We start from the raw sequence: 25,431 nt of genomic DNA, 5'->3' as shown, positions 1-25,431 counted from the left end.
GCGGCGGGGTCTCGACGGGGCCGGTGATCCGATACCCGATCGGCTCACCGGTCCTGTCCGGCTATGCTCGGGGATGCAATGCCGAGGGCCGTTAGCTCAATTGGCAGAGCAGCGGACTTTTAATCCGTTGGTTGTGGGTTCGAGTCCCACACGGCCTACCTGCGGCAGGGAGGGGTTAACCCCTCTGACCTGCTACTTAGCGCCTCGACTGGCTTCGGCCGGTCGGGGCGCTTCGTCGTTTCCGGCCTCATGCGTGAGCGATGCGTGAGCGGACGGCCCGGCAGCAGCCGCTACGGAGGCGGCCTTACGGGCACGAGGTACCAGCCGGGCGGCGGCTTCTGCTACGGCCTTGTCGACCTCGGGCAGCAGGCTCGTGTACGTGTCCGAGGTCAGCGTGATCGTGGAGTGCCGCAGCGTCTCCTTGATCGTGTGCAGGTCACCACCGCCGCCGTGGGTGAGGGTCGCGGAGACGTGCCGCAGATCCCGAAGGGTTATGGGCGGCAGGTCGGTGCTCGCGAGGATGCGGCGGAAGGTCTCCGAGACCGTCTCCGGATGGAGCCACGAACCGTTCTCCTGCGTGAACAACCTTGCCGGTGTCCCGCCAGGCCGCACCCCACTGTTCCTTCTCCTTGAGCTGACGCTTGCGGTGCTCGCGAAGCACGGCCACGTTCAGGCTGTCGAGGGCGATGGTGCTGGCACTGCCGTCGGTCTTGGGTGCGGACTCGTACGGATCCCAGCCGTCGACCACGATCTCCTTGGCCGGCGTGATCAGCCCGGCGTCCAGATCCACATCGGCCCAGTCCTGGCCGACCCCCTCGCCCCGCCGCAGGCCGCGCGTGCCGGAAAGGTGAAAGAACGCGTACAGCCGCTCACCCTCGGCTGCGTCAAGGAAGGCGCCGAACTGCTCTGGGGTCCACACCATGACGGCGGAGGGCTCCTCACCGGTGACACGCCAGCGCACCACCCGCTGCTCGGTCCACAGCAACGGCTTCGGCCGCTTGCCGGACTCCAACTCGACGTGGGCTGCCGGGTTGAACGTGATGAGCTGCTGGCTGATCGCCGCGTTCAGCGCTGCACGGAGCGTTCGCCGAATGCCCTGCCGGGTCGCGGGTCCAGTCGGCTTCCGGAACGGCTTCATCTCGGCGAGCTTCGCCCGCTCGATGGCCAGCCGCGCCCGCTCGGCTGTAACGGGACGGCCCGGCTTGCTCGGCTTGCACCGAGCGATTTGGTCGCGACGGGCTCGGTTCTCTGCCTCGATCACCTCGTTGGCGTCGGCGATGGCGTCGAACATCTCCACCAGGTGACTGACGTTGAGGCGGTCGAGGCGTATGTGCCCGATGCGCGGCTTGAGATGGACACGGATATGGGAGGCGTAGCCATTGGTCGTCGTCTTCCGCGTCTTCTTGGACGCGAGCCACTGGTCCAGCCAATCTCCCACTGTACGGCGGCCCGTGAGGTTCAAGCCCGCCTTGAGACGTCGGCGGGTCTCCTCGATGTCGGGAAGGGGAGCCCTCTCATCGGCGACCTGTTCGAGAAGGGCGACGAGACGGCCTATGTCCTCCGGGTCGTCAGCGTCGGGCAGCCCGAGGAGGGCGCGGGCGTGGTCGAGGTCGGCCTGAGCCGCCTTGAGGCTCTCGTAGCCCGCCCGGTTGAAGGAGCGGCGGGTGCCGTCCTCGCGGGGTGGGAGTTCCTGCCGTATGGAGTAGGAGCCGTGCTTGCGGCTGGTGAGCTTGGGGCAGGACTTGCCGAGCGGTTTGCCGGTGTGGGGGTCGCGGCAGTAGCAGCGGCGGTGGGTGGAGCCCTTCAAATGTCATTCTCCTCGGTGGTGTTGGGGTCGGTTTCCGGTGGGTCGACATCGGCCAGTGCGGCGGGCAGGTGGGGCGGTGTGCCGCCGTCTTCGCGGATGAAGGCGCGGGCACTACGAAGGCGGTACTTGGCCTGTGCGGCCCTCTCGGCGTAGTCGGCCTGGGCGCTGAGGGCTTCTTCGCGTTCGGCCGGGTTGTTTGCGGTTTCGGCCTTCCACCGTTCGTGCTTCTCGCCTCTCATGGCGGTGAGGGCCGCGCGCTCGTGGCCGGCGTGGGCGCGGAAGTTGCGCAGCATGTCTGCCTCGACTCCGAGCGCGCCCACAACGTCGCCGGTGAACCAGTGCATGGCGTCCCACGTCGGTTCGGAGTCCTGCAGGGGGAGCCGCTGGACTCTGTCCACGTAGCCGAGCGGGTACAGCAGGCAGATCGGATAGGTACGCAGCGCCCGAGCCAGAACGATGACGTCGACCAGGGGCAGGTTGGAGCGTCGGCCGGATTCCATGTTGGCGATCACGTTGCGCGGGATCGAATGGCCGATCTCGGCGCATTTGTCGGCCAGGTCCTGGGCGCTCCATCGCAGCTCCTTCCTTCGTCTCCGTACTTCGTGGGCCACGGTGGCCATGACCTGGTCCGCCCACTCCGGGAGGTCGTCCTCGTCATCTCCATGGTCGAAACCGTGTTGTGTCATGAAGACACATTAGCTCGCCGATGATGGTTAGTGCCGACCTGGAGCCGGACGTGATGCCGCGTTCGCCGATGGCTCAACCATGAACGGAGCGCCGCATGCACAAGAGCGAGATCATCGAGCAGCCGAAGGGCATGACGCGGGAGGAGCTGCTGGCCCTGCCCGTCGCCGTTGACCTGGACACGGGCAACCGGGCGCTGGGCCTGGGGCGGAGCAAGGGCTACGAGCTGGCCAAGCGCGGCCAGTACCCGTGCAAGGTCCTGCGGCTGGGCAACGCGTACCGCGTCGTGACAGCCGACTTGCTGGACCTGCTGGGCCTGGCTGCATGACCGCGCGGGCGCGTAGCAGGCACTTCTGCGCTGAGCTGACACAGAAGTGCTGGACTGTGCAGGGGCGTGGACGTACTGTCCGTGGTCCCTCGCCCTGGCCAGGGAAACGAGAGAGCCCCCGGCGGGCCAACGCCGGAGGCTCAGCACACTCCACTGCCCGCATTCCAACGAACGACCTGGGTGACCTGGGCGTGCATGCCCGAAGTCACCGGATAAGGAGCTGCCCTGTGCAACCTACGACACCCGAGCCCTATTCCGCACCGGGCAAAGCGGTATGGCCGACGGCCGTGGTGCCCGGCCGGCCCGGCCGCCACGCACCCGAAGCCGCCCCGGCGGCCGACAACGCGGCTTCGAACCCGGCTCCGGCGGATCAGCCCGCCGAGGAAGCGGTTCCGGATCCGGAGCCGACGTACGGCTCCGAGCTGCTGGACGAACTGCGTGCGCACGTAGCCCAGTTCGTGATCCTGCCCTCACAGGAGGCGCTGGACGCAGCCACGCTGTGGGTGGCTGCAACGCATCTGCAGCCCGCGTGGCAGCACGCGCCGCGCCTGGCGGTGGTAGGGCCGGCGAAGCGGTGTGGCAAGTCGCGACTGCTGGATGTGCTGACCGAGACGGTGCACGAGCCGATGCTGACCATCAACACGACGCCTGCGGCGGTGTTTCGCTCAATCACCGAGGAGCCGCCCACGCTCCTGGTGGACGAGGCGGACACCATCTTCGGCACTCCGAAGATGGCGGAGAAGAACGAGGAGATGCGCGGCTTGCTCAACGCCGGGCACCAGCGCAACCGGTACGTCACCCGTGTCGTCGGCAATGACCACACGCCCCACAGGTTCTCGACCTTCGCGATGGCCGCGATGGCGGGGATCGGCGACCTGCCCGACACGATCATGGACCGGTCGGTGGTCATCCGGATGCGCCGCCGGGCTGAGGGCGAGAGCGTCAAGCCCTTCCGGTCGCGCCGCGACATCCCCGCGCTTCATGACCTGCGCGACCGCATCGCCGCATGGGCCAAGCCCCTGCTGGACAAGGCCGCCGACCTGGAACCGGTGATGCCGGTGGAGGACCGTGCCGCCGACACGTGGGAGCCGCTGGTGATCGTCGCTGACCTCGCGGCCGGGCGCTGGCCTAGCCTGGCGCGAGCGGCGTGCGCGCAGATGGTCGCCGCCGAGGTCCAGGCTGAAGAGGACCATCCCAGTGGGGCGCGGATCCTTGCCGACCTCCGTCGCGTGTTCGTCGGCCAGCGCGAGGTTGACTGCCTCAGCACGGACGAGCTCCTGTATCAACTGCGGAAGGATCCGGAAGGCCCCTGGGCCGAGTGGGGGCGAAGCGGGCTGAGCCCCCGTGACTTGAGCTCGATGCTGCGCGAGTTCGGCATCAGGCCCGGCAACGTCCGCCTGGCCGACGGCACCCAGCGTAAGGGCTACACGCGCAGCAAGTTCCTCGACGCGTGGCGGCGCTACTGCCCGACCGTCCACCCGGTGAACGCGAGCGCCGCGCCCAGCTAGCGCCGACCCGCGCCGCATCCCCCGGTTGCCGTCCGTGCCGTCCCTGCCGTACTTCCGCAGGTCACACCCCATGAAGGCAAGACGGCAGCCGGGGCCAAGACTGCAATGCGATCATCACCGCCGCGCCGTTCGCCGGGACGCTGCCCGGATCCGTCTTGTGCCGTCCTGGCCGTCCGTGCCGTATCACTGCAGGTCGCGGCCCTGCCATCGGGGACGGAAGACGGAACAGCGACGTCCCGGCCCGATGGGGCCACGCCGCGCTGCCGGACTCAGCGCAACGACGCGCCAGCCCCCACAGCGGGCCTGAAAACGCCGACAGCGCCCATCAAGACGGAAGGCCAAGGCGGCTGCCGTACCCGCCCTGACCTGCGCTTGCAACGGCCAAGACGGCCAAGACGGACCACGCCACCACCCCAGGAGAACACCAAGCCCATGTCCAACCCCGCACTACCCGCCGCACCGCAGCCGGTGACCAGCTGGCACAGCGCCGCGGTCCTCAGCCGACGCCCCAGCGGAGTCGAGATCAAAGAGGCGGCCGCGCAGCCCACCGAGGTCCAGGGCGGCAATCGATGACCAAGCAGGCCGCTGAGCGGTACGCACTTGTCGCCGCCGGATGCGTCATTGTCGGCCTCACCGCCGGCGCATTCTGGCTCTCGTATGCGCACCTGGCCGAAGTCGCCGGACGCCACGGCCTCGGCAACGCCCCACAACGCCAATGGATGTGGCCCGCGACCCTGGATGCGTTCATCGTCGCGGGCGAGTTGCTGATGCTCCGCGCGGGCCTGCGCCGGGTGCCGGACTGGTGGGCGGTCGCCCTCACCGTCGCCGGGTCAGTCGGCTCCATCGCGCTCAACGTGGCGGGGGTCAGCGGCACGCGGGACAACACCGCAGTCCCCCTCCTCGACTACGTGGTCGCCGCTGTCCCCCCGACCGCCGCGCTACTGGCCTTCGGAGTCCTGATGCGGCAGATCCACCAGCTCATCGCCGAACCCTCCGACCCAGCAGGACCGGATGACAGCGGGGACCACGATGCCTCGGCTGCCGAACGGCTCTTCGAAGGAGAGCAGCGCGCTCGCCAGCTCCACCCCGTCGCCGCCGGAACGGCCCTGGACCTGGAGCAGCCGGAAGCCGTGGAAGGTGACGACAACGTGGAGCACGAACCCGACGGCCCGGAGGCGGACACCGGTCAGACGCTCTCCGCCCGCAGCGTCGGCCGACCGGTTTCCGGTGACCTGGACGAAATGCTGCCCATCGCGGAGCGGATGGAAGAAAAACGCACCCGGGAAACGGTCGCCAGGGCAATCCGCGAGGCCGGCCACACCATCAGCTCGCAACGGTTGACCCTGCTCATGGCAGCGCTCAAGCAACAGCTGCCCGCCTCACCGGAATCCCAGACCCACCACTGACCGGTAATCACCGCAGGTCAGGGCCAGGTCATGAGACCACCCGTACCGCTGTCCCCCCGCCGGGGACCGTCCATGCCCCGGCGGGCGGGCACGGTCCCGAGCAATCACCGGCCGGACGACGGTCACCGGCCCATTCCGGCCACCCCATCACACGGCCTTCCGCGCCCCGCAGCACTTATCCACACCTGTGGATCGAAGTGGGACCGCCTGCACATCCCGCGACCAGACGCCGGACCGACCCCGCGTATTTTCGTCTGCCCCCCGCAACGCCTCCCCGTACATCCCGGAGAACTGCCTATGCCGCACGACCTGCACCACCCCGACGAGCTCGAGAACCTGACGAAGTCGCCTAAACTGTTGGACCGTTGGAGGCGGGCGTTCGGGAAGGCTGCTCCTGGCGGAGCCAGTAGTACCCCGAGTCCGACTCACGGCCGGATTCGGGGAACCTCCGCCCGGGGGGTGGCGGAGACGGCCCAGCGCCAGGGGGCGCCGGACCAGGAGACCGGAGCCGAGGGCGGCCCCGACCCGGACAATCTCCACGCCGCCCAGCAGCAGACCCTGCGCCCCGCACGCGACGACCAGCCCGCCGCCATCGCCGCCCGTGAGCCTGCTGTGCAGAGCATCCAGCCCACCATCCGCCGCTTCACCGGCAACAAGCGCACCGACCGCGTCGGCCCCCTGCGCTTCACCGACGCCGAGCGTGCCCGCCTCCAGGAGGCCGCCGCCGAGCACGGCTACAAAGGTGAATCCGGCTTCGCCGCCGACATCGTCCTGGCCTTCATCGCCGGACGGTTCACCGCCAACCTGCCCCTGTCCGAGGACCGCCGCCGCACGCACATCTTCCGCGCTCAGGTCCTGCGTCAGCTCAACCGCATCGGCGTCAACGTCAACCAGATCGCCCGCGCCCTCAACAGCGACTACACCCAGCCCGACATGCGCCAGCGCCTCGACGAACTCCATCACCTGCTCACTCTGATCGCCGAGGCCCTGCGCCAGCCTGTCGACCCGAGGGAGGTCTGACCGAGATGATCGCCGCCATCAAGCCCTCCGGGTCCAACACCCGGGGTCTGCTCGCTTACCTCTACGGCCGTGGAACCCACGACGAGCACTTCGACCCGCACATCGTGGCCGGCTTCGCCATGCTCGGCATGCCCGATCCTGGTCGCGACGAGAACGCGACCCTCACCGAACTCGGCCGCTACCTCGATGAACCCGTCCGCCTGCGAAACAGCGAGTTCGGCAAGCCGGTCACGGACCATGTCTGGCACTGCCCCGTCCGCGCCGCCCCCGAGGACCGCTACCTCTCCGACGCCGAGTGGGGCGAGATCGCCCAGCGCATCGTCCAGGCCGCTGGCATCGCCCCCGCCAGCGACGACCTGGCCTGTCGCTGGATCGCCGTACGCCACGCGGAGGACCACATCCACATCCTCGCCACCACCGTCCGCGAAGACGGACGCCGCGCCAAACTCCACGACAGCGGCATCCGCGTCGGCGACGAATGCCGCGAGATCGAGAAGGACTACGGCCTGCGCCGCCTGAGCAAGGGCGACCGCACCGGAACCCGCCGCCCCACCCAGGCCGAGATGCACAAGGCCGACCGGCTCGGCTGGGAGCAGACCAGCCGCTAGTGGCTGCAGGACCGCATCCGCGCCGCCATCCCCAACGCCACCAACGCGGAGGAACTCCTCGCCTACCTCGAAGCCGACGGCATCGCGGTCAAGCCCCGGCGCGGCCCGTCCGGAGACCTCCTCGGCTTCGCAGTCGGCCGCCCCGGCGACCTGAACAAGGACGGCGAGCAGATCTTCCACCCTGGAGGGAAGATCGCCCCCGACCTGTCCCTGCCCAAACTGAAGGCCCGCCTCGAATCCACCCAGCCCGAGGAACACCCCACCGCACGCCGCAACCGCCTCAGCACCCCCTGGCACCAGGCCGCAGACGCCCTCGACACCCTCCACACCGACCTCGGCGACGACGCGCACACCCAGGCGCACATCACCGCCCTCGGCGAACTGATCGAGGCCACCGCCCAGAAGGCACCCGCCGAACTGCACGCCGAACTGCACGCTGCCTCAAAGGCGTTCGCGCGTGCTCAGCGCTCCCAGATCCGGGCAGAAGACCGAGCATCCAGTGCCCTGCGCAGCGCGGCCCGCGACATCGCCCACACCGCCACTGGCCCCGACGGCAGCGCCCTCGCCGCCCTGATCGCCGCCCTCGTCTGGGCCGCCATCATCGCCGGACGCTGGCACGAAGCGAAGAACCACTCCCACCAGGCTGACGCCGCCCGCCAGGCCGTCCAGCACCTCCAGGCCGCCGCTGATCACGCCCTCACTCCCGCGCTTGCCGAACTCGAAGCCCGCCCACCCAAGGAGGTAGCCCGTCTCACCCTGGCCAGCGACGTACGAGCCGCCGTCCCCGACCACGCCGTGCGGATCCTCGCCGACGCCAGCTGGCCCGCCCTCGCCACCCTCCTCGCCGACGCCGAAGCCCGCGGCCACCTACCCCACCAACTTCTCAAGGAAACCGCCGCCCAACGCGAACTGACCACCGCCCGCCAACCCGCCCGTGTCCTGATCACCCGCATCCAGCACACCAGTCGCAACCCCGCCCCCAACCGCCGCGCCGAAGCCGCCCGCCGCCGCACCACCAGGGCATCCGCAGCCCCCTACCAAGATCAGAGCACGCAGGCGACACCGCGCGCCCTCCCCGCGAATCAGCAACAGCAACGCCGACGATAGATAAGCCGGAATGGAGCCCGCCCTGGTCCCGGAGCCGTACCGCGGGGGAACGGCGTGGCGATCCGGTGACCAGGGCGGGGGTCTATCGGCGGCGCAGGAGTCTGCCTGGGGCTCGGTGTCGGCCCGTGCGTCGTCCGGCAGACGGCCCTGGCTCGGTGACCTCGTTAACTTCTGAGGAGCGAGCCGATTCATCGCTGAGGAGGATGGCTTCCCAGACCCGTTCCTGCAGTATCCGAATGCACGGACCGCAGGCGTACATCGGTACCTGGGCGCCGGCCACACTGGCCGGGCCGATCCACAGGACTCTGGTCCACTGCTGACCGCAGTAGAGCCAGCAGTAGTTGTCCAACCACTCGTTGCCGTCGTCCGTTGCCGCCGGGGCAGGCAAGCCACCGCGGGCGAACTCAGCGATCCCGGGAATCAGCCTGTGTGGTAACGCAAGTTCGGTGAGCACGGCGCCGCCCAGTTCAGTTGGCAGATCCCGTTGCCGAGGGCGCATCGGTCTTGTCGGCGTCGGCGAAGAGCAGGGTGGGCTCCGCCAGGATGTCGCGACCTGCCTCACTCTTGTAGATCTCGTCGACACTTCCGAAACGGGCCTCGGCGTAGTCGAGGTCGAGGAGGGCTGCTGCCTGGCGGACCGATGCCTCGTCGGGGCCCTCGATTTCGATGAAGGTGGGCAGGTCGGGCCAGGTGTCGAAGTCGAAGGCGACCTCACCCAGACGCCACTCCTCGCGGTAGTTCTCCTGGTAGCGGACCTCCCGCAGGCCGAGGCCGCGCAGGATCTCGGCCATGGCGTGCAGGTCGGTGACCTCGGTCTCGATCTCGGTCGTGCCGTCGATGCGCGTGGCGTCGGTGACGTGCTTGAGCGTCAGGGTGGAGCGCGTGCCCTCGTCGCGCAGCCGGATCCACTGGCCGCCGTCGAGGGCGTCGTTCTCGAAGATCTTGCGGGTGAGGAGGGTGCGGGGGAACGTCTGTGTGGCGCCCAGGTTGGTGAGCTTGGCCTGGAGGGCGTCGACGTCGATGGCGAGGAACTTGGCCTCGTACTCGTGCTTCATGATCTCCTTCTTCCTTTGCTCGATGGTTACTTCGGGGTGCGGGCCGCGAGGAGCAGGCCCATGCGGTGGGTATGGTCCTGAAGCTGGCCGACGTGGGCGCGCTCGATGAACTCGTTCGTGCGCAGCGTCAGCAGTACGCGCCAGTCGTCGGCGAAGTGGCGGCTGAGCTTCTCCGGCGAGGTGTAGTGCTCGATGCCGATGTGGCGTTGCTCGGTGGGCATCATGAATTCGGCCCCAAACAGGCCGCCAGGGCGGACGAGTGACTGCATGCGTGCGACGAAGTCAGCAAGTGGGCTTTGGTGGTTGGCACTGTAATGCCACGAGCAGCTCGTCCAGACGGCGTCACACTTCCCCTGCCCGGTCCCGGTCTGCAGGAAGTCCTCCTCCAGGATCTGCACACGGTCGTACAGGGCTTCGAGCTTGAGCCGGTCGATGAGCCCCATCGCGCGGGCGGTGACATCCCCCGGAAGGCTGACCTCGCCACCGTGCAACGCGAACGGGTCACGCTCGATGGCGAGTACGCGATAGCCGGCCGCGGCGAGGGGCAGAACGAACTTGCCGTCGCTCGCTCCGACGACCGCGATGGTGGCGTCAGCGGGAGCGTGCTCCGTCACCGAGGCCAGGAACTGAGGGAAGAACGTGAGGGTGTGCTCCCACAGGCTTTGCGTCTCCACGGCGGGCTCCTTCGGTGTCGGTGGCGAGGATGGCGTCGACGACCTGGCCGGGTGCGAGGCCCGTAGTGTCGATGCGGCGCATCGGGAAGCGGGCGTAGGCCCTGGTGATCCGGTCCGGGACCACTTCGCTGAGCACGTCCCACGGGGAGATCGATTTGTCCCGCTCGAGCAGGCGGCGCTGGCGCTCGTCCTCCGTGCAGGCCAGCTGGTACGTGGTGGGCTGTGGCAGGTGGGCCGGCAGTGTGACGTCGAGACGGGCGCCGAGTGCGCGGTGGGTGGCCAGGCATCGGGCGAAGTAGCTTTCTACGACGACCGATGTCCCGGCATTGAGGTGCCGCTGGATTTCGTCGGCAGCGGTGAACAGGGCAGAGAGGTAGAAGCACATCCGTGCCTCGACGTTCTCCCGCATGTCGACCTGCTGCCGCAACGCCTGGAACGAGGCCGGCACGGTGGGGACCACGATGGCACCCCTCGCCTGGGCAAGCAGGGGGGCGATGGTCGACTTTCCAGTGCCGCGGAGCCCCTCCAGGCTCTCGAAGAGCGGGCCCTCAGACACGGGCGTACACCACGTCCGGGACGGCGAGAGTGAGCTCGTCGGTGGCGGACGGCCGGTGAACGATCCGGTCGGCATGCTTGTCGTACCAGAAGGCATGGGAGTCCTTGCCGACAGCCTTGCAGGACATGGTGAGCGCGCCGCGTGGATCCGCCTCGATGCGCTCGATCGCGATCGGGCCGCCTCCAGGAGGACAGATCTCCGGGGCGCCGTGCTCGGAGAGGTCCTCGTCGACGATCACCTCGATGGCCAGCTCGGCCGCCTGGAGCTGCTCGCGCAGGCGGGCATAGTCGGCCGGATCGGTGACGAGGAGCTCGGGGTGGGCAGCGGCGTTGCCGACCGGCCGCAGGCAGTGTAGCTTCAACTGCTCTGTCCCGAAGTGCTGCAGGGTGCGGGCCAGCGGCAGCACCTCGTCGATGTTCCGTGAGGTCACCGTCATGGTCGCGCCCGTGCGGACACCGAGTTCCCGGGCGAGGTGGAGCGCGCTCAGTGCGCTCTGGTAGCTCCCGGTCTTGCGGATGTGGTCGTTGGTGGAGCCGATGCCCTCCAGCGAGATCCGCAGCAGGTCCACGTACGGGGCGATCTCGTTCAGCCGGCGCTCGATCCGGTAGCCGTTGGTGCAGATCTCGACCTGCTGGCCCAGTTCCTGCTTGGCGTATCGGACGACCTCCGGGAGGCTCTTGTAGACGAACGGCTCGCCGCCGAGCAGTGTGAGGGCCTCGGTGGCGTACTCGTCACGCATGAGCGTGACGAGGTTGACCGCCTCTTCCAGCGTGAACGCGTCCGCGTGCTGGAGTCGCTTGCCGTGGAAGCAGTGCAGGCACTCGAAGTTGCAGCGGTACAGCAGCTGCAGGTACAGCATCCGGATGCGCCGGATCCCGGTTACTTCCTCGATCACGTCGGCCTCCTGCGGCAGTTGCCTGATGGGAGACCTGATCGTGGTGGAGAGACGTGGGACCGCATCACCGCGTACGCGGACGGTCCCAGGACGTCCCGGGACGTTTTCAGTGACGGGCGAAGCTCTCCAGCAGGCGCAGCAGGCTGATCGTGTCGGACAAGTCAGGGAGGACAGTTGTGGCGCCGGCAGCGGTCAGCTCGGCCTGGCTGTGGACGCCGGTGGCGACAGCTACGGCCTGGGCACCGGAAGCGCGAGCTGCCTCGACGTCTCGTGGGGTGTCGCCCACCAGGACGACGGGGCTCCCGTCAGGCAGGCCATGGTGCTGTCGCACCCGTCGACGGGCCACATCCACAAGATCGGACCGATCGACCGCGTCGGCGCCATAGGCCCCGAGACGCAAGTCCACCAGAGTGTCCAGGCCGAACGCCGACAACTTCACCTGTGCGTTTGCAGCGATGTTCCCGGTGAGAATCGAGGAGGCCCAATTCGACTGGCTAGCAGTCTCCTTGAGTGCGTCACGCACCCCAGGAAGGGTGGTGCCTCGCTCACGCAGATCACCGAGGCGGTCGCGGCCGGCTTGGGTGAGGGCGGCTTCGATGCGTGTCCAGTCAGGCTCGGGCAGGTCGTGCCGCCGGAACATCTCACGCATGATCAGGCGGTCCGTGCGCCCTTCCGTCACCGCCGGTTGGGTAGGTGCTTCGCCAGCCAGCGCCGTGAAGGCAGCAGCGTAAATCTCCTTGCTGACACCGGCATTGTCGATGAGCGTGTGGTCGATGTCCCACAAGACGATGAGCGGCATACCGCCAGCGTAAGCACCCTCGGAACCGTCGACTCCGGGAAAAGGTCCCAGAACGTCCTTGCAAGCCTTGGGCTGGCTCGGCTTGGATTACGTGCGTGAACGAGCGACTCCACTCCGTACTCGCCCAACGAGGCGTCTTACCCGAATCGCTCGCCGAGGCATGCGAAGTCGACCCCAAGACCGTCAGCCGCTGGCTGGGCGGGCGAGTACCACACCCACGACACCGCTTCCGCGTCGCTCAGCACCTACGCGTGGAGGAGACATTCCTATGGCCGGCGCCCCAGCGTCGCAGCGGGCCGCAGGGCAGCCCGGGCACAGAACTGGTCGGCACCTACCAGAACCGTGCCAGCGTCCCCCGTGATACATGGCTCTCGCTGCTGCATGAGGCGCAGAAGCAGATCGACGTGCTCGTGTTCTCCGGCACCTTCTTCGCCCAGTCCAACCCGCGCGTCGCGCATATGCTGACCGAGCGCGCGGCCAGCGGAGTCCAGGTACGACTGTGCTTCGGTGACCCGAGCAGCCAGGCAGTCGCTAACCGAGGCCGCGAAGAGGGCATCGGAGACACTCTCGGCGCCAAGATCCGCGCCTCCCTCACCTACTACCGGCCACTGCTGCCCGCACCCGGCTGCGAAGTCCGGCTGCACGACACCACCCTGTACAACTCGCTGTTCCGGTACGACGACGACCTGCTGGTCAATCCCCACGTCTTCGGCCAGCCGGCCAGCGCCAACCCCCTCCTTCACCTCAAGAGGGTGGACACCTCAGGGTGGTTCGACAACTACGCTCAGAGCTTCGAAGCCGTCTGGGCCAGCGCACACGCTTGGAAGCCCGACCAGGAGGGGAACCCCGCGAATGGGCAGGACTGAGTACGTCAACGACCCCAACGCCCCCAAGGCCAACACCCTCATCCCCGCCAGCAACCTGCTGGTCGTCAACGACGAGGGCGCCATACTGCTCCAGCGCCGCCGCGACACCGGCCAGTGGGCCCTTCCCGGCGGAGCCCAGGACATCGGCGAGACCGCCGCCCAGTGCGCCGTCCGGGAATGCCTGGAGGAGACCGGCATCATCGCCGAGATCACCGGCTTCCTCGGGATCTACACCAATCCCAAGCACATCGTCGCCTACAGCGACGGCGAGATCCGCCAGCAGTACGAGAACACCTACATCGGCCGCCCCGTCGGCGGCGAGCCCACGGTCAACGATGAGGCCGACGGCGTTCGCTTCGTCCAGCCGGCCGACCTCGACCAGTACGACATCCACCCGAGCATGCGCCAGCAGATCGGCGACTACCTCGCCGGCACCTACCCCTACCTCGGCTGAGCCGCCAGCGCCGCCTCCACCCGCTCCACAGCAGCGAAAATCTCCGGCGACGCCCGACGGATAAACCGCCCCACCACACTGTCAGCCCCATAGCGGCCAACAATCTCCGCAACCCGAGCTCCTGCAGTCGTCCGCTCCCCGTCGGGCGTCGTCGTCATATCGCACCACACCAGCGCATCCACCAGAATCTGGTCCTCCAGCAACGGGAACTCCGCCTCCAGCACCTCCCGCAGCCCCCGCTCCTCGGCCTCCAGAAGCGCGAACGAATGGTTCGCCACCAACCGCACCAGCCGCTCATCAGCCCCGTGGACGTCACGGAGAAACCGAGCGCCGTCGAGCGGATGGAAGCCCGTCACGGCTAGCCGTGGTGCGTAACCGACGTCGTGCAATACAGCCGCCGAAGCCAGAAGATCAGCGTCGTCACCCAAGATCCTCGCCAAGTCAGCCGCGCGCTGCGCGACGCCTTGCGAATGCGCCCACCGCCGAGGAAGCGGCCCGCTCAGCTTCGCCTCCGCCACCAGGGTCGCCCACTTCACCAGTGCTCCGTTCATGAGCTGGTACATGCCCAGCGCAGTCGAGGTCAAAGACAGCTAGGCCGAGCCCGACGGGCATTGGCTGGCCCCGCCCCGCGGGTCGGGTACGCCCCTCTTCACAGAACACATGTTCGACATGAATGATGGGGGCGGTCGCGTGCCAGTTCGGCACGTCGTTCGTTAGGCAGCTCAGCCGAAGCGCCGTACGCAACATGCGCTGTGGGCGTTTGTCCATGTGCGCCGGGAGGGGCAGCGATGGGCGATCGCAGCACGATCGAGTGGACTGAGGCGACCTGGAATCCCACAACGGGATGCGACCGCGTCTCCCCTGGCTGTGACAACTGCTACGCCCTGGCGTTATCAAGGCGCTTAAAGGCCATGGGAGTTGCCAAGTACCAGACCGACGGAGATCCCAGGACTTCGGGTCCGGGCTTCGGTCTCGCCTTGCACCCGGACGCCTTGTCCGTCCCGCGCCAGTGGAGGGCGCCGCGCATGGTGTTCGTGAACTCCATGAGTGATCTCTTCCACGCCAAGGTACCCCTGGAGTTCGTCCGGCAAGTGTTCCAGGTGATCGCCGAGACACCGCAGCACACCTATCAGCTGCTCACCAAGCGAGCCCGCAGACTCCGGCGGTTGGCGGACGAACTCGACTGGCCTCCCAATCTATGGATGGGGGTCTCCGTAGAGAACGCCGATCATCTGGACCGCGTCGACGACTTGCGCCGGGTTCCCGCCGCTGTGCGTTTTTTGTCCTGTGAGCCCTTGCTCGGCCCTCTGGCCGGTTTACGCCTGGACGGAATCGGCTGGGTGATCGCCGGAGGCGAGTCCGGCCCCCATCACCGCCCCGTCCGCGAGGAATGGCTGATCGAGATTCGCAACGCCTGCAACGAGGGCGAAGTGCCCTTCTTCTTCAAACAATGGGGCGGCCGGAGCCCCAAGTCCGGGGGCCGCGAACTCGTCGGCGCAACGTGGGACGAGATGCCTCCCCGGCTGTCGGCAACAGCGTACTAACGGCCATTCTCCAGCCGACGTCGTACGCGCTCTGGTGGCATATGGCAACGGTGTGTGACCCTCTCCCCAGCGGGGCTGTAATGAAGTGGGGGGAGTGGTTATGGCCGTGCCGAAGGACACCGTGTGGGAACGCGATCCGCACACGGCAGCCAAACATGACTTACTCAAGCGGTACCTGGAAGCATGGGCTCCGATCCTGCTGTCGCGCCATGAAGTGATCACCTACGCCGAGGGTTTCGCGGGATCCGGCGTCTACAAGCAGGGCGAGCCTGGATCTCCCGTAATCGCCTACGACGTCTTCGCCGGCGCCCTGCACAGGTTCCCAAAACGCATGCGTCTGGTTCTCACGGAGGAAAACCCGCGACGAGTGGAAGAGCTGGAGCGCCAGATGACGCTCGCTCGCGCGAAGCACTCGGACTACGTCGCAGGGCGGCTGGCTGTCGACATACGAGAGGGAGAGTTCCACCCGGCCCTGCTGCAGAAGCTGCAGAGCCTCAGTTCGTTAGATCACCCGCTGTTCGTCTTCCTGGACAGCTTCGGAGGCCCGGACATCCCGTACTCGTTGCTGCATGAACTCGGCAGCCGTCGCAGCACCGAGGTCATGGTGACCTTCGCCCCCAACTTCCTCGCCCGCTTCGCCGAAAACCACGACGGCCACCGACAACGAGGCGACGACGCCTTCGGCAGCCCGGACTGGCAGGCCGTCTTCCGGCTGCCCTCAGCGCAGAAGTTTGCGTTCCTTCGCGAGCAGTACCGGGACACACTGCGCAGGGCCGGCTTCCTCCACACGCTGTACTTCGAAATGGTCGACGAGGGTGGCAGGGTCCTCTACCTGATCTTCGGTACCGCCCACGAAAAGGGGCTGGAGAAGATGAAGGAGGCCATGTGGAAGGTCGACCCTTCCTACGGCGTCCGCTACCGCGACCCGAAGGACACGCAGCAAGAAGCACTGGCCCTCGAATTCGAGCCCAACACCGCGCCCCTTCAGCGGATCTTGCGCGCGTTCGTAGCCGACTCGTCTGAAGGGCGGACCATAGAGGAACTCCAGAAGTACACGCTTCTGGAGACCGTCTACCGTCCTGCCCAGGTCATCCGGCTGATACGTCAGATGCGCGATGAAGGTGCCGTGGCAACAGAGCCCCGTGTTGTCAACGCGAAGACCCGGGTGACCATCTCGACAGCCCCGCCCAAGCCCAACATTTCAGGGGAGCAAGGCTCCCTCTGGTGATCGGGCCCTGATGTTCGGCAGCACTGGCACGACCTGGGCGACCCGCCACAGATGACGTGGCAGTTCGCCTTCACCGAAGGCGTCGACGTCAGCCAGTTTCCGGCCCTGCATCAGGACGACGAGGGCGCGGTCAGCCAAGCCCGCGGCGAAACCACTCCTGTCGCAGCAGGACGTCGCATCGCGCTCATCCGTCGCCGGGGGCGCCACAGGTCACTCGACCGCCTCGCATCGGGACGGGCGTTCCTCCTCGATGTCGAACCCGGCCTGCCCCTGGCACAGCGCGTGTCTTCGATGGTCGACCTACCCTCCGATCGCCTGTGCGTACGGCGCGGGTTGACCGGTTACTTTGGCGTCAGACAATTCTTGCGACCGGGTAGCCAGCCTTCTTGACGAAGGCGTCGAGATACCCTCCCTTGCTGGATGCATTCATTAGCCCTCTGTACACCGACTCGGGTACACCTGAATATCGATAGATCCCTCCGTTCTTGAACTGCACTTCGAGCGTCCTGGAGTGCAGCTCGTAACCGACAGAAGCCAGATTGGAAGAAACCACAGATATACGTTGCACGGGCGCCCCCTTGAAGGCCGATTGCAGTGGGCGCAGAGCGGACAGCTCCTGCACGTTCACTGCGCTGGGCCAGTAGCCTAAGACACACGGGCTAAGATCCCTCAGCGCGCAGCAAAGGGAACGATATCGATCAACATCGGTCGAGATCAGTCGTCCTGGCGAAGCGTCACGTGATAGATGACGTTCCTGGCTCGGCCAGCAGCGCCCTGGAGGACTCACCGAATGCCGCCAGCACCTATTGGCCATGGGCCTCTTGACCAGGCCGACAAGTTCGTTCACCCCCAACTTGGATCAGCCGTCCAGGCGTCATCAGATCCGTCCACGGCGAACTGCGCATCCCTTAGACCTGACAGCCCCGCGAGAGCTGTGCTCCGCCTGGGCAGTCAACAGGATCGGATCGGGGCACACGCCAGGGGCCGTGGAGTTCTAGGATGGTGCATCCGAGACGCTTGGTGCTGCTGTACGTGTCGCTAGCGTCTGCCGTTGCGGCCAGCGAGTTGGCAGCACGAGGGCGTGGAGCGATCGACCAGCGGTGTATCTGAACAAGTTTTCGGTGAGCGGATTCCGGTCGCTCCAAGACGTTTCCAACATCCCGGTAAGCAAGCCGACCATCTTGGCTGGCCACAACGATGGCGGTAAGAGCGCCTTGCTGGATGCCCTCAGCTTCCTGGTCGGGGCCCAGAACATGGTCGAAGCCGACCGCAGCTACGTTCGTAGCGCGGATCCCGACGGCGAGAGCACCTTCGAGCGCTGCACGGAGACAGTCGTCATTGGACAGTTCACGCTGGACGAATGGGAGCAGCAGGAGTTCGACCTGCCCGCGCAGGTGCGCCTACGGCGCAAGGTCGACGCCGATCTGACTCCATCGTTGGAGGTCTGGAGTTCCCTCCCGGACGATGACCGGCTAACGGACCTTGCTCAGTACCTGCTGCCGGATCTGAAGGAGCTCGCTGCCGAGTTCGGCATCAAGCCCGCCACACTGAAGCCCAAGAAGGCAGACTTCGAGAAGTGCCTGCGGGACTACGGTCGCAGCCACTCACAGACGCAGGGCTGGCTGTCGGTTCCTTCAGGGTTGCACCGGCGTATGCCCCGGGTCCTGGTCTTCGACGGGAAGGCAGCCCTGCCCGACGACGCGGTCAAGACGGCGCTCAGCGGAAAATTCCAGGCGCATATGGCCGACGCCGCTCTACAGGGCAAGCTGCAGGCCGTCGAGGACGAGGTCAAAGAATGCCTACGCATCGACGCCAAGTCTCTTTGCGATCACATCAAGGAACGCTGTCCGGATCTAGCCGAGGTGTTCGTCGAACCCGACGTGTCGTTCCAACGTGGGTTTAACGGCGCTCCGCTGCGCATCAGCCGAGTCAAGGGCGCGTCGGTCGGTCTGGACCGTTCGGGCCTGGGCAGCAACCGTCGGGTCTCACTCGCTGTATGGGAATGGACCAGCGAACTCCTGGCGGCAGAGGAGAGCGATACAGGCGACCTGGAGGTGCACGGAAAGCAGGATGCTGAGGCAGAGCCGCCGCCGGTGCAGACCATCGTCGTCTATGACGAACCGGACACGCACCTCGACTATCACCACCAACGCAAGGTCATGGGGCTGATTCGCAACCAGGCCGCAATTCCCCACGTCAGTGTCATGGTTGCCACCCACTCCATGAACCTAATCGACGGCGTCGACATCTCCGATGTTGTCCACCTCAAGTTAGAGAACCACCGCACTGTTGCCGAGCGAATCGGTGCCGATGAGCTCGGTGAGGCCATCGATCTGCACCTCGGCAAGATCGCGGCGGGCCTTGGCCTTCGCAATTCCGTTCTTCTGCACGAGCGTTGTTTCCTGGCGGTGGAGGGAGACACCGAGCAGCGAGCCTTCCCACTGCTCTTCCGGCTGTGCGAAGGACTCTCTTTGCAGGCGGCCGGCGTTGCTCTGTGGGCTTGCTTCAACAATGAGGGAGCCCTACACCTCGCCCGCTACCTGATTAAGCATGAGCGCACGTTTCTGCTTGTCGTCGACGCCGACAGCCGATCGCTTCCCAAGAGCATCTTCAAGGAGCAGAAGCTCCGAGAGCACTTCGGGCCGAATGTCGCCGACTATGTGACGTTCATCGGCGAGACCGATGACGCCGGAGCCGATGACGTGCCCGAACTCGAAGCGTTGTTCGGCGACGATCTCTGGGTAACTGTCGCAAACGACGTATGGCCCAGGAACGAAGGGATTTGGACTTCGGCGGACTTCGCGGTGCTGAGGAGCGAGAAAAAGTTCAGCGCGGCCGTGGAAGAGATGCTGCAGATGGGCAGTGACTCAGGGCCCGGAGGGAAGCCGGACATGATGTACCGGTTCGCGCTGGCACTGAAGGATGCCCAACAGGTACCTGAGCAGCTCCGAAAAGTGTTCGCCCAGATCAGGAAGCTAGCCGAGTAGTAGCTTCTGCCGGGCCCGCTTCTGGGGGCCTGGCAGCACGGCGCCGCCGGGCGAGCATTCGCTCCTTCCGTTGCTCCAACGTTGGCGCCTCCCACTTGTGCCACCCAACCGGCAGCTTCCACCGTTGCATGTGTTCACGCTCATTCACTCCACACCAGCGACATCCACTGGGTTCAGGGAAGAGCAGGTCAGAGTCCTTGCCCGGTATGGACATCGTCCCTCCCTCACGTGTACTCATTCTTCCCCCACCCACTGACATCAGCACTCGGCCGACGGCCATACCGGCGAAGCATCCCCCATGCCTCCCCGAGCGCCTTCGGCTGCTACGCGCTGGGGGCTTTCGAGCCGAAGATCGTCTTGTCGCTGACACCACGCTGTGGGACGGTCCGAGCCATGGCAAGCGCCCATGCCCTGGGCGGCCGCAGAATCACCCGCGGAGCGTCATGAACTCGCGAGAGCGCGCGGAGGCGGAGACCGGCGCTCTGCGGCGGATTTGGCGCGGAGCTGACCAAGCTACTGGGGAGCCAACTGGGAGCCGCTCTGCTCCCCAAGCCCCTCCGAGACGACGGCATCCCAACGCCCTGACCAGGAAAAACAGCAAAGAGGTCGGTGTCGATCTTTACCGAACCTCATTCGGGATGAAGAGGCCGTGGGTTCAAAGTGAGCGTCCGTTGGCGCCACGAGTACCAAGTCACCGCAAGGGCCGGAGTCGCCAGTCCTTGGTCTCAGTTCCGGTCTCATTCACCTACGTCCGCGACCTTGCGTATTCAGGCAGTTGGGGACATCGGTGGGCATCGCCTCCGGAGTGACTGATGATCTTGTTCTTGATCGCAGGTGGGAGCGTATATAGCCCCTGCTCCCGGCCCGGCCACCACGGCGGCACCAGCGAAGCCGGGCCCGGGATTCCCGTCGCCCGGCTTCGCGAGGTGCAGGGACGCGAGCTACCACTCGTCGATGTCTCCGTACTTCCCGGGATTCTGCGCTCGGTCCACAGCCTGTGCGCAAACCTCGACGAAGGCAGCCTCAACGGCCCCCTGGTCGGTGCCGCGGACGTGGGCCTCCACCTCCTGCACGGAGCCCGGGGCGGCGGACCGTACGCCAAGCCGCCGGTGAAACGGTGACTCGCGTGGCCCGAACCAGCTGCAGGGCGGAGCCGCGCAGGTGTACCTCAATCTGCCCACCGCACTCGCTCCCCGGGGCGGCAGCCCTCTGCGTGAGCGATGCGTGAGCGGACGTGCTGGCATGACGCGGTCGGACCTGGACGGGACAACAAGATGCGTGTCTCTGACCAGGCATTTCTGGACCAAAGTGGTGCCCGACGGAAGTCCCGGCAGAGCCCTGCCGGGACTTTCAGTCCGTAGTAGGCGGTCTCGATCTCCCAGCGTTGGTGGTAGAGGGCGGCCAGCTCGGCCGCCAGGTGCTTGTTCGGGTCCAGCAGGGTGGTGACCAGGCGGATGGTGCTGGTGCGGGTGGTGCCGTCCGCGGCGGTGACGGTGATCTGGTAGCTGATCACGCGCATGGTGATCGCGGTCAGGTTCGAGGGCTGTGCGGTGATGCGGCCGCGGTGATGCCACTGGGCGAGCCGGTCGCCGGAGCGGCGGTCGCAGATCAGGGTCAGGTGGGTGCCGTCCGGCAGTGGGTGGATGACGGGCAGCAGACGTCCGGCCGTTACGCGCCAGAGCAGGTCGGCGCCGGTGTCCGCGGCGCCCCGGATCGCCTGGTAACCGTCGTAGCCGCGGTCGGCCGGCAGCAGCATGCCCGGCTCCAGGGCGGGCAGCAGGTCGTGGGCTTGCGGTAGTTCCTTGTGCCGCACCGGTCCGAAGACCGCGTCGATCACTGCCCGGGTGCCGCATTCGATCAGGGCCGTCAGCCTGACCTGGGGGTACCCGGCCGGGCGCGTGGTGCGCACGCCGTGCCTGGTGAAGTGAGCGAGGTTCGCGGGGCTGTCGGCGACCTCCAGACAGGTCCCGTCCCAGGCCACCAGCCGCAGCCCTCGCCAGAACACTCCCCTCGTGTCGGTGGTGCCGAGCGGTCCGCGCAGCCGGTCGAAGAGCAGGGCCAGCGGTGCTGTCCCCCGTCGGCGCCTGGCCTGCCGCAACGCTGCCGTCGACGGATCGGGGACCGGTGGTCCGGGCAGCCCGGCCGTCAGCGCCGCCCACACCCCGCGATACCCACAGTCGGTGAACAGAGCCATGGCCAGCACGAAGTAGACCGCCACCCGGGCCGGCAGCAGCCGCACCCGACGTTCCTTTCGGCCCGCCGCCCGGATGACGTCGTCCACCAGCGACGGCGGCACCCACCGCGTCAGCACCCCTAAATGACCGGGCTCCCACACCCGCGACCGGTCCCCAACCACGCCGGCAGTGGCACACTGAACAGACAACGGAGCCCCCTCGAACCGTGACCTCGACACTCACAGCTCGCGCCGGGCTCCGTTCCCACGTCAACCAGCAAGACCGCCCTAACTTCCCGGTCTTGGGCTTTACCCACCTCCCCGATCCGGGTCCCGCGTCGAGCAAGACCAGGGGGCCACTCGGACACATTGCGGGCAGGGGTGAAACCTGCCCGAGTAGCCGGCAAGCGTACGGCCCCCTGATCATGCACAACCCCAAACCAGGCAGGACACCGACCAAACCCGCTCCGCCAACCTTGAACGCTTCTGCGACTGTTGGGCGAGAAACACCCACATGTACGGCCTTGGGCAGCTAAATTGCAGTAGGCCACCTCCTGTTACCGGTGCCGGCAGCCCCGTCGGCGTAGGGGAAACGTCAGGCACCTCGCAATGGCGGTCTCCCAAGAATCCCCCTATCCGATTGGAAAGGGTATGGCTCTCGCCCCTCCCTCCATTAGATCCCTCTACCTCTCCGCAAAGGTAAATGGCCATCACCTCGGCTCTGCAACGGGATTCACCGTAGTCCACGAAGGGAACCCCTTTCTCATCACCAACTGGCACGTGACAAGCGGGCGCAATCCTACCGATGGACAGCCGATAGCCGTGTCGGGAGCCACTCCGGACACTCTAACCATTCGACATCTAACGGAGGTAACCTCTTCGCACGTGCGCTGGGCGGACTTTGATGAGCCGCTCATCGACACACACGGATACCCCCTATGGTTCGAGCACCCAGAATATGCCCGGCGTGTCGACGTAGTCGCCCTGCCCCTCACTAACACATCAGGAGTACACATCCTTCCCTACGAGGAAGAATTCATGCAGACCAGACTTCGAGCTGGAGTCTCAGATTGGGTCAACATAGTCGGCTTCCCTTTCGGGGAATCATCGGGCGGCTCCGTGGCTATATGGACGAAGGGTGCGATTGCATCCGACATGGAAATCGATTACAACCTGCTCCCCTGTTTTTTGATTGATGCCCGAACCCGAGAGGGGCAATCAGGTTCTCCGGTAATTAATTATTCCCCAGGAGGAGCCACCGAGATGGAAGACGGAAAGACCGCCTTCCTTTCTGCGCCTGCTGGAAATCTGCTTGGAGTCTACTCGGGGCGCATCAATAGAGAATCCGATATCGGTCGAGTTTGGAAAATAAGAACCGTCTTGGAAATCCTCGCCGCAAGGCAGGTTGGGGATAATTCCCTAAATGGCGCTTCGATTCCTTCAAGACAGGATCGCCCATGATGCCGCCAAGCTCGACGAGAGGGGTAGCCTACGGAATCGCCACTGCAACCAGAACTGGCAATCAGAATCTGTCCTTTAAGTTTGAGGTATCGCTAACCGCCGATGAATACACCTCACTCAAGGGTGCCCTCAATCCCCTATTGCGGCTCGGCGTGCGGGATATGTATACGCTCGTGGAAAGGAACTACGAGCAACTCGACCGACTCGCCGACTTTTACGTTCAGCTATTCGGGCGCGTTCCAGCAGTGCTGCGAACGGTCTTGCCGCGCGACGCTGCCAATGGCATTGTAGAGTCTTCGATCAACTGGCTGAATGCAACACGACTGTTCCTTGACCACGAGAATACGTGGCTGGCGCGGGAGTACGGCAAGAAATCGCCAGAACTCTCCGAGTTCCAAGAGGCCTGCTCGGCAGCATTTGATTCCTGTCGAGCATATAGATTCCTCTATAAACTTCGCAACTATACGACGCACTGCGGATTGCCACTCAGTCAGGTCTCGCTGCGCAAACCTCAGCCAGAAGAAAGAGAAAAGGGCTTAACTCAACTAATATGCTTCACCCTGGATCGAGATGCTCTCTTGAGCAACTTCGATTGGGGAGCGCTTGTCACAAGAGATCTGCGTGCCCTACCGGATAAATTTGAGTTGCTGCCTCTGATCCACGAAGCCATGCCCTACTTCGGATCCATAATGGAGTCGATTCTACGTATTGATATCCGAGAGGCGGTGCGTGCAGTTGGCGTTTTCGAGCCGTACGTTATGCGTCTCCGTGAATTTAGCGACCCTTCTTTCCTGTTGCGTATCACCCCAGATGGCGGCATCTCGCCTACCCCCGTTCCAATCGATTCACTCACGAAAGTCATGCGCGTCGATCCGGCGGGTGACGTCCTAGCACCCTTTCGGGCAGTGCCGGGGAATACATCAGTTCAACCACGGACAATTAGCGCCCACTACGAGCAGCGTCTAGGTCGGGGGACAACCGTTCTTGGCGCTTGGCTGCGGGAGAATGGCGCTTCAAATGAATTCCATAGAATTGCCAATGCGTTGATACAAGAAGATGGCGGCGTCGAGCCGGTAATCACCGGGTTGACAGTTGTTGGCGCGAATGCACTACTGATGGCTGCCTCAGCGATGGGAACGCGTCCAGAGGCGATTCTGCACCTCCTGGGAAGCTACCCGGCGCATGGCGAGTAAACGTACGAATACTGAAGCATCTGTGGCTCAGGCCGCGCGCATGCCAACCCACCCCTCGTGATTCGCAAGCTGGTGGCGCGAGTTCAATTCGGGTCCCCAGTCCAGCCTCCGTGGCAGTACCGACCAGCTAGCGGAATCGCCGTCCGGGGCTGGCAGCACTGGACAGTCGAAAGCGACAGTCCGATACAGGGAACTGAGCTCCATACGGGCACCCTGATCGAGCTCCTAAAGCGGTGCTCACTCCGCTGCCGTAACAGCAGCGGAGTACTGCAACATCTCTACCCGCAGGTGGCTCCTGCCGGCGGCAGGCAGCCACCCGGACAGTCGAACAGACCTCAGCGACCGCCCCGCCGATAGTTCGCATCGAGGGGACGTGCGGTCCGTGCGCACGGTGTGGTGCCCTCATGGTGACGGGAGGCCGCGCGAGGTTGTGCCACCGGTTGCGGTCGGGGTGTTGCCCGTGTGCCGGAGATCATGGCAGTGAGACCTGCCGGGTGAAGGCGTACCAGGCGCGGCCTTGGCATGCCGAGTCGAGCTGAGACGTCATCCGTTGAGCGACGCGAGGTGCTTGTTGACGGCGGCGAGGTGCTTGATGCCGATGTCCATCTCTGATGCCATGAGGTCAAACGCCGCCTGATCCTCGCTGATGGCTCCTTCGGTGCAGGCGGCGGCCGAGGCAGTGAGGTGCTCGAGCGCGAGCTGCCAGCGCTGCGCGGTCTTCGGGTCTGGCATGGGGTCGGCCTTTTGGGCTACTTCGAGGTCGGCTGTCAGCGTGGAGCAGCTTTCCCGAAGACCTGCGAGGTCGACGGGTTCGGAGGCTTTGTCGACGGCTGCGAGGTCGGTGGCGATGGCGTCGAGCGTGGCCGAGCCGCCTTTGTCCGCCCAGTCGAGAAATTCTTGGGCGGGGTCTTTGGTGGTTGGGGTTGATGGCGTGACTGCCGGCTTGTCTCCTGCACCTGGCTGCGTGCTGCTGCCGCAGGCGGTTAGGGCAAGGGCGATGAGTGCCAGGCTGGTTGGGGTGGTGGCAATGCGGGATTTCATGGTCCCCCTGGTTATGCGTGAGCTCGCATCATGGTGA

General features: G+C 65.9%; 24 protein-coding genes, 1 tRNA gene and 2 pseudogenes. 16 read left to right on the top strand and 11 right to left on the bottom strand.

Annotated elements, in window-relative coordinates; genetic code table 11:
• The first annotated feature begins 85 nt into the window (after window positions 1-85).
• A tRNA-Lys gene (locus tag OG735_RS20225) sits at window positions 86-158 on the top strand.
• A gap of 34 nt (window positions 159-192) precedes the next feature.
• Here the strand turns inward: OG735_RS20225 and OG735_RS20220 are convergent.
• A pseudogene (locus OG735_RS20220) lies at window positions 193-1,807 on the bottom strand (site-specific integrase).
• Complete coding sequence (locus OG735_RS20215) at window positions 1,804-2,493, bottom strand: helix-turn-helix domain-containing protein (protein ID WP_327324591.1); 690 nt, start codon at window positions 2,491-2,493, stop codon at window positions 1,804-1,806. Before OG735_RS20215 ends, OG735_RS20220 begins: the two are co-directional and overlap by 4 nt.
• A gap of 95 nt (window positions 2,494-2,588) precedes the next feature.
• Here OG735_RS20215 and OG735_RS20210 point away from each other — a divergent pair, with 95 nt between their 5' ends.
• The 6 genes and pseudogenes from OG735_RS20210 to OG735_RS20185 all read left to right on the top strand — a co-directional run bounded on the left by OG735_RS20210 (window position 2,589) and on the right by OG735_RS20185 (window position 8,468).
• Window positions 2,589-2,819, top strand: a complete 231-nt coding sequence (locus tag OG735_RS20210; RefSeq protein WP_327324590.1) for a hypothetical protein — start codon at window positions 2,589-2,591, stop codon at window positions 2,817-2,819.
• 227 nt (window positions 2,820-3,046) lie between these two features.
• Window positions 3,047-4,327: a DUF3631 domain-containing protein gene (locus OG735_RS20205; RefSeq protein ID WP_327324589.1), complete on the top strand. Its 1,281-nt coding sequence runs from the start codon at window positions 3,047-3,049 to the stop codon at window positions 4,325-4,327.
• Between the two features lie 432 nt (window positions 4,328-4,759).
• Entirely contained in the window at window positions 4,760-4,900 is a 141-nt protein-coding gene (locus tag OG735_RS20200; RefSeq protein ID WP_327324588.1) for a hypothetical protein, read from the top strand.
• Window positions 4,897-5,733 carry a DUF2637 domain-containing protein gene (locus OG735_RS20195; protein ID WP_327324587.1) on the top strand — a complete coding sequence of 279 codons (837 nt, stop codon included), beginning with the start codon at window positions 4,897-4,899 and terminating at the stop codon, window positions 5,731-5,733. Before OG735_RS20200 ends, OG735_RS20195 begins: the two co-directional genes overlap by 4 nt.
• 459 nt (window positions 5,734-6,192) lie before the next feature.
• Window positions 6,193-6,753, top strand: a complete 561-nt coding sequence (locus OG735_RS20190) for a MobC family plasmid mobilization relaxosome protein (RefSeq protein ID WP_327324586.1) — start codon at window positions 6,193-6,195, stop codon at window positions 6,751-6,753.
• A gap of 5 nt (window positions 6,754-6,758) precedes the next feature.
• Window positions 6,759-8,468 (top strand): annotated as a pseudogene (locus tag OG735_RS20185) (relaxase/mobilization nuclease domain-containing protein).
• 467 nt (window positions 8,469-8,935) lie between these two features.
• On the opposite strand, the gene OG735_RS20180 reads toward OG735_RS20185, so the two are convergent.
• From OG735_RS20180 to OG735_RS20160, 5 genes are all read right to left on the bottom strand, one after another.
• Window positions 8,936-9,523, bottom strand: coding sequence for a class IV adenylate cyclase (locus OG735_RS20180; protein ID WP_327324585.1), 588 nt, complete (start codon window positions 9,521-9,523; stop codon window positions 8,936-8,938).
• Between the two features lie 26 nt (window positions 9,524-9,549).
• Window positions 9,550-10,197, bottom strand: coding sequence for a class I SAM-dependent methyltransferase (locus OG735_RS20175; protein WP_327324584.1), 648 nt, complete (start codon window positions 10,195-10,197; stop codon window positions 9,550-9,552).
• Window positions 10,115-10,753, bottom strand: coding sequence for an AAA family ATPase (locus OG735_RS20170; protein WP_327324583.1), 639 nt, complete (start codon window positions 10,751-10,753; stop codon window positions 10,115-10,117). The genes OG735_RS20175 and OG735_RS20170 overlap by 83 nt, the downstream gene beginning before the upstream one ends.
• On the bottom strand, window positions 10,746-11,648 hold the full coding sequence (locus OG735_RS20165; RefSeq protein WP_327324582.1) for a radical SAM protein: 903 nt from the start codon (window positions 11,646-11,648) through the stop codon (window positions 10,746-10,748). Before OG735_RS20165 ends, OG735_RS20170 begins: the two co-directional genes overlap by 8 nt.
• A gap of 106 nt (window positions 11,649-11,754) precedes the next feature.
• A complete protein-coding gene (locus OG735_RS20160; RefSeq protein WP_327324581.1) occupies window positions 11,755-12,447 on the bottom strand; it encodes an HAD family hydrolase in 693 nt (230 codons plus the stop codon).
• A gap of 95 nt (window positions 12,448-12,542) precedes the next feature.
• On the opposite strand from OG735_RS20160, the gene OG735_RS20155 reads away from it, so the two are divergent.
• Window positions 12,543-13,313: an XRE family transcriptional regulator gene (locus OG735_RS20155; protein ID WP_327324580.1), complete on the top strand. Its 771-nt coding sequence runs from the start codon at window positions 12,543-12,545 to the stop codon at window positions 13,311-13,313.
• Window positions 13,300-13,767, top strand: a complete 468-nt coding sequence (locus OG735_RS20150) for an NUDIX hydrolase (protein WP_327324579.1) — start codon at window positions 13,300-13,302, stop codon at window positions 13,765-13,767. Before OG735_RS20155 ends, OG735_RS20150 begins: the two co-directional genes overlap by 14 nt.
• On the opposite strand, the gene OG735_RS20145 is transcribed toward OG735_RS20150, so the two are convergent.
• On the bottom strand, window positions 13,755-14,330 hold the full coding sequence (locus OG735_RS20145) for an HD domain-containing protein (RefSeq protein ID WP_442812460.1): 576 nt from the start codon (window positions 14,328-14,330) through the stop codon (window positions 13,755-13,757). The genes OG735_RS20150 and OG735_RS20145 overlap by 13 nt on opposite strands.
• A 225-nt stretch (window positions 14,331-14,555) precedes the next feature.
• Here OG735_RS20145 and OG735_RS20140 point away from each other — a divergent pair, with 225 nt between their 5' ends.
• From OG735_RS20140 to OG735_RS20130, 3 genes are all read left to right on the top strand, one after another.
• Window positions 14,556-15,311, top strand: coding sequence for a DUF5131 family protein (locus OG735_RS20140; protein ID WP_327324578.1), 756 nt, complete (start codon window positions 14,556-14,558; stop codon window positions 15,309-15,311).
• Window positions 15,312-15,411: 100 nt separating this feature from the next.
• Window positions 15,412-16,539 (top strand): three-Cys-motif partner protein TcmP, encoded by a 1,128-nt coding sequence (locus OG735_RS20135; RefSeq protein ID WP_327324577.1) that lies wholly within the window; start codon window positions 15,412-15,414, stop codon window positions 16,537-16,539.
• Between the two features lie 51 nt (window positions 16,540-16,590).
• Entirely contained in the window at window positions 16,591-16,929 is a 339-nt protein-coding gene (locus OG735_RS20130; protein WP_327328646.1) for a hypothetical protein, read from the top strand.
• On the opposite strand, the gene OG735_RS20125 is transcribed toward OG735_RS20130, so the two are convergent.
• Window positions 16,892-17,353, bottom strand: coding sequence for a KTSC domain-containing protein (locus OG735_RS20125; RefSeq protein ID WP_327328390.1), 462 nt, complete (start codon window positions 17,351-17,353; stop codon window positions 16,892-16,894). The genes OG735_RS20130 and OG735_RS20125 overlap by 38 nt on opposite strands.
• A gap of 286 nt (window positions 17,354-17,639) precedes the next feature.
• Between OG735_RS20125 and OG735_RS20120 the strand changes: the two genes are divergently transcribed.
• Window positions 17,640-19,526: an ATP-dependent nuclease gene (locus OG735_RS20120; protein ID WP_327324576.1), complete on the top strand. Its 1,887-nt coding sequence runs from the start codon at window positions 17,640-17,642 to the stop codon at window positions 19,524-19,526.
• Between the two features lie 812 nt (window positions 19,527-20,338).
• Window positions 20,339-20,647: a hypothetical protein gene (locus OG735_RS20115; RefSeq protein WP_327324575.1), complete on the top strand. Its 309-nt coding sequence runs from the start codon at window positions 20,339-20,341 to the stop codon at window positions 20,645-20,647.
• 47 nt (window positions 20,648-20,694) lie between these two features.
• Here the strand turns inward: OG735_RS20115 and OG735_RS20110 are convergent, their stop codons facing one another.
• Complete coding sequence (locus tag OG735_RS20110) at window positions 20,695-21,837, bottom strand: IS4 family transposase (RefSeq protein WP_327324574.1); 1,143 nt, start codon at window positions 21,835-21,837, stop codon at window positions 20,695-20,697.
• A gap of 471 nt (window positions 21,838-22,308) precedes the next feature.
• Between OG735_RS20110 and OG735_RS20105 the strand changes: the two genes are divergently transcribed.
• Window positions 22,309-23,160 (top strand): trypsin-like peptidase domain-containing protein, encoded by an 852-nt coding sequence (locus OG735_RS20105; RefSeq protein WP_327324573.1) that lies wholly within the window; start codon window positions 22,309-22,311, stop codon window positions 23,158-23,160.
• A complete protein-coding gene (locus OG735_RS20100) occupies window positions 23,157-24,353 on the top strand; it encodes a hypothetical protein (RefSeq protein ID WP_327324572.1) in 1,197 nt (398 codons plus the stop codon). The genes OG735_RS20105 and OG735_RS20100 overlap by 4 nt, the downstream gene beginning before the upstream one ends.
• Before the next feature lie 543 nt (window positions 24,354-24,896).
• Here OG735_RS20100 and OG735_RS20095 read toward each other — a convergent pair.
• Window positions 24,897-25,394: a hypothetical protein gene (locus tag OG735_RS20095; protein ID WP_327324571.1), complete on the bottom strand. Its 498-nt coding sequence runs from the start codon at window positions 25,392-25,394 to the stop codon at window positions 24,897-24,899.
• Window positions 25,395-25,431 lie beyond the last annotated feature (37 nt).

Origin of the sequence: Streptomyces sp. NBC_01210 (genome assembly GCF_036010325.1) — a bacterium.
Classification (GTDB): domain Bacteria; phylum Actinomycetota; class Actinomycetes; order Streptomycetales; family Streptomycetaceae; genus Streptomyces.
This window is presented reverse-complemented; position numbering and strand designations above follow the sequence as displayed.

Bases quoted from the DNA above. Each gene is read 5' to 3' on its own strand.
- OG735_RS20150 (WP_327324579.1), top strand. From the start codon at position 13,300: ATGGGCAGGACTGAGTACGTCAACGACCCCAACGCCCCCAAGGCCAAC.
- OG735_RS20215 (WP_327324591.1), bottom strand. From the start codon at position 2,493: ATGACACAACACGGTTTCGACCATGGAGATGACGAGGACGACCTCCCG.
- OG735_RS20200 (WP_327324588.1), top strand. From the start codon at position 4,760: ATGTCCAACCCCGCACTACCCGCCGCACCGCAGCCGGTGACCAGCTGG.
- OG735_RS20105 (WP_327324573.1), top strand. From the start codon at position 22,309: ATGGCGGTCTCCCAAGAATCCCCCTATCCGATTGGAAAGGGTATGGCT.
- OG735_RS20115 (WP_327324575.1), top strand. From the start codon at position 20,339: ATGATCTTGTTCTTGATCGCAGGTGGGAGCGTATATAGCCCCTGCTCC.
- OG735_RS20210 (WP_327324590.1), top strand. From the start codon at position 2,589: ATGCACAAGAGCGAGATCATCGAGCAGCCGAAGGGCATGACGCGGGAG.
- OG735_RS20095 (WP_327324571.1), bottom strand. From the start codon at position 25,394: ATGAAATCCCGCATTGCCACCACCCCAACCAGCCTGGCACTCATCGCC.
- OG735_RS20100 (WP_327324572.1), top strand. From the start codon at position 23,157: ATGATGCCGCCAAGCTCGACGAGAGGGGTAGCCTACGGAATCGCCACT.
- OG735_RS20135 (WP_327324577.1), top strand. From the start codon at position 15,412: ATGGCCGTGCCGAAGGACACCGTGTGGGAACGCGATCCGCACACGGCA.
- OG735_RS20180 (WP_327324585.1), bottom strand. From the start codon at position 9,523: ATGAAGCACGAGTACGAGGCCAAGTTCCTCGCCATCGACGTCGACGCC.
- OG735_RS20160 (WP_327324581.1), bottom strand. From the start codon at position 12,447: ATGCCGCTCATCGTCTTGTGGGACATCGACCACACGCTCATCGACAAT.
- OG735_RS20140 (WP_327324578.1), top strand. From the start codon at position 14,556: ATGGGCGATCGCAGCACGATCGAGTGGACTGAGGCGACCTGGAATCCC.
- OG735_RS20130 (WP_327328646.1), top strand. From the start codon at position 16,591: ATGACGTGGCAGTTCGCCTTCACCGAAGGCGTCGACGTCAGCCAGTTT.
- OG735_RS20125 (WP_327328390.1), bottom strand. From the start codon at position 17,353: ATGGCCAATAGGTGCTGGCGGCATTCGGTGAGTCCTCCAGGGCGCTGC.
- OG735_RS20195 (WP_327324587.1), top strand. From the start codon at position 4,897: ATGACCAAGCAGGCCGCTGAGCGGTACGCACTTGTCGCCGCCGGATGC.
- OG735_RS20145 (WP_442812460.1), bottom strand. From the start codon at position 14,330: ATGTACCAGCTCATGAACGGAGCACTGGTGAAGTGGGCGACCCTGGTG.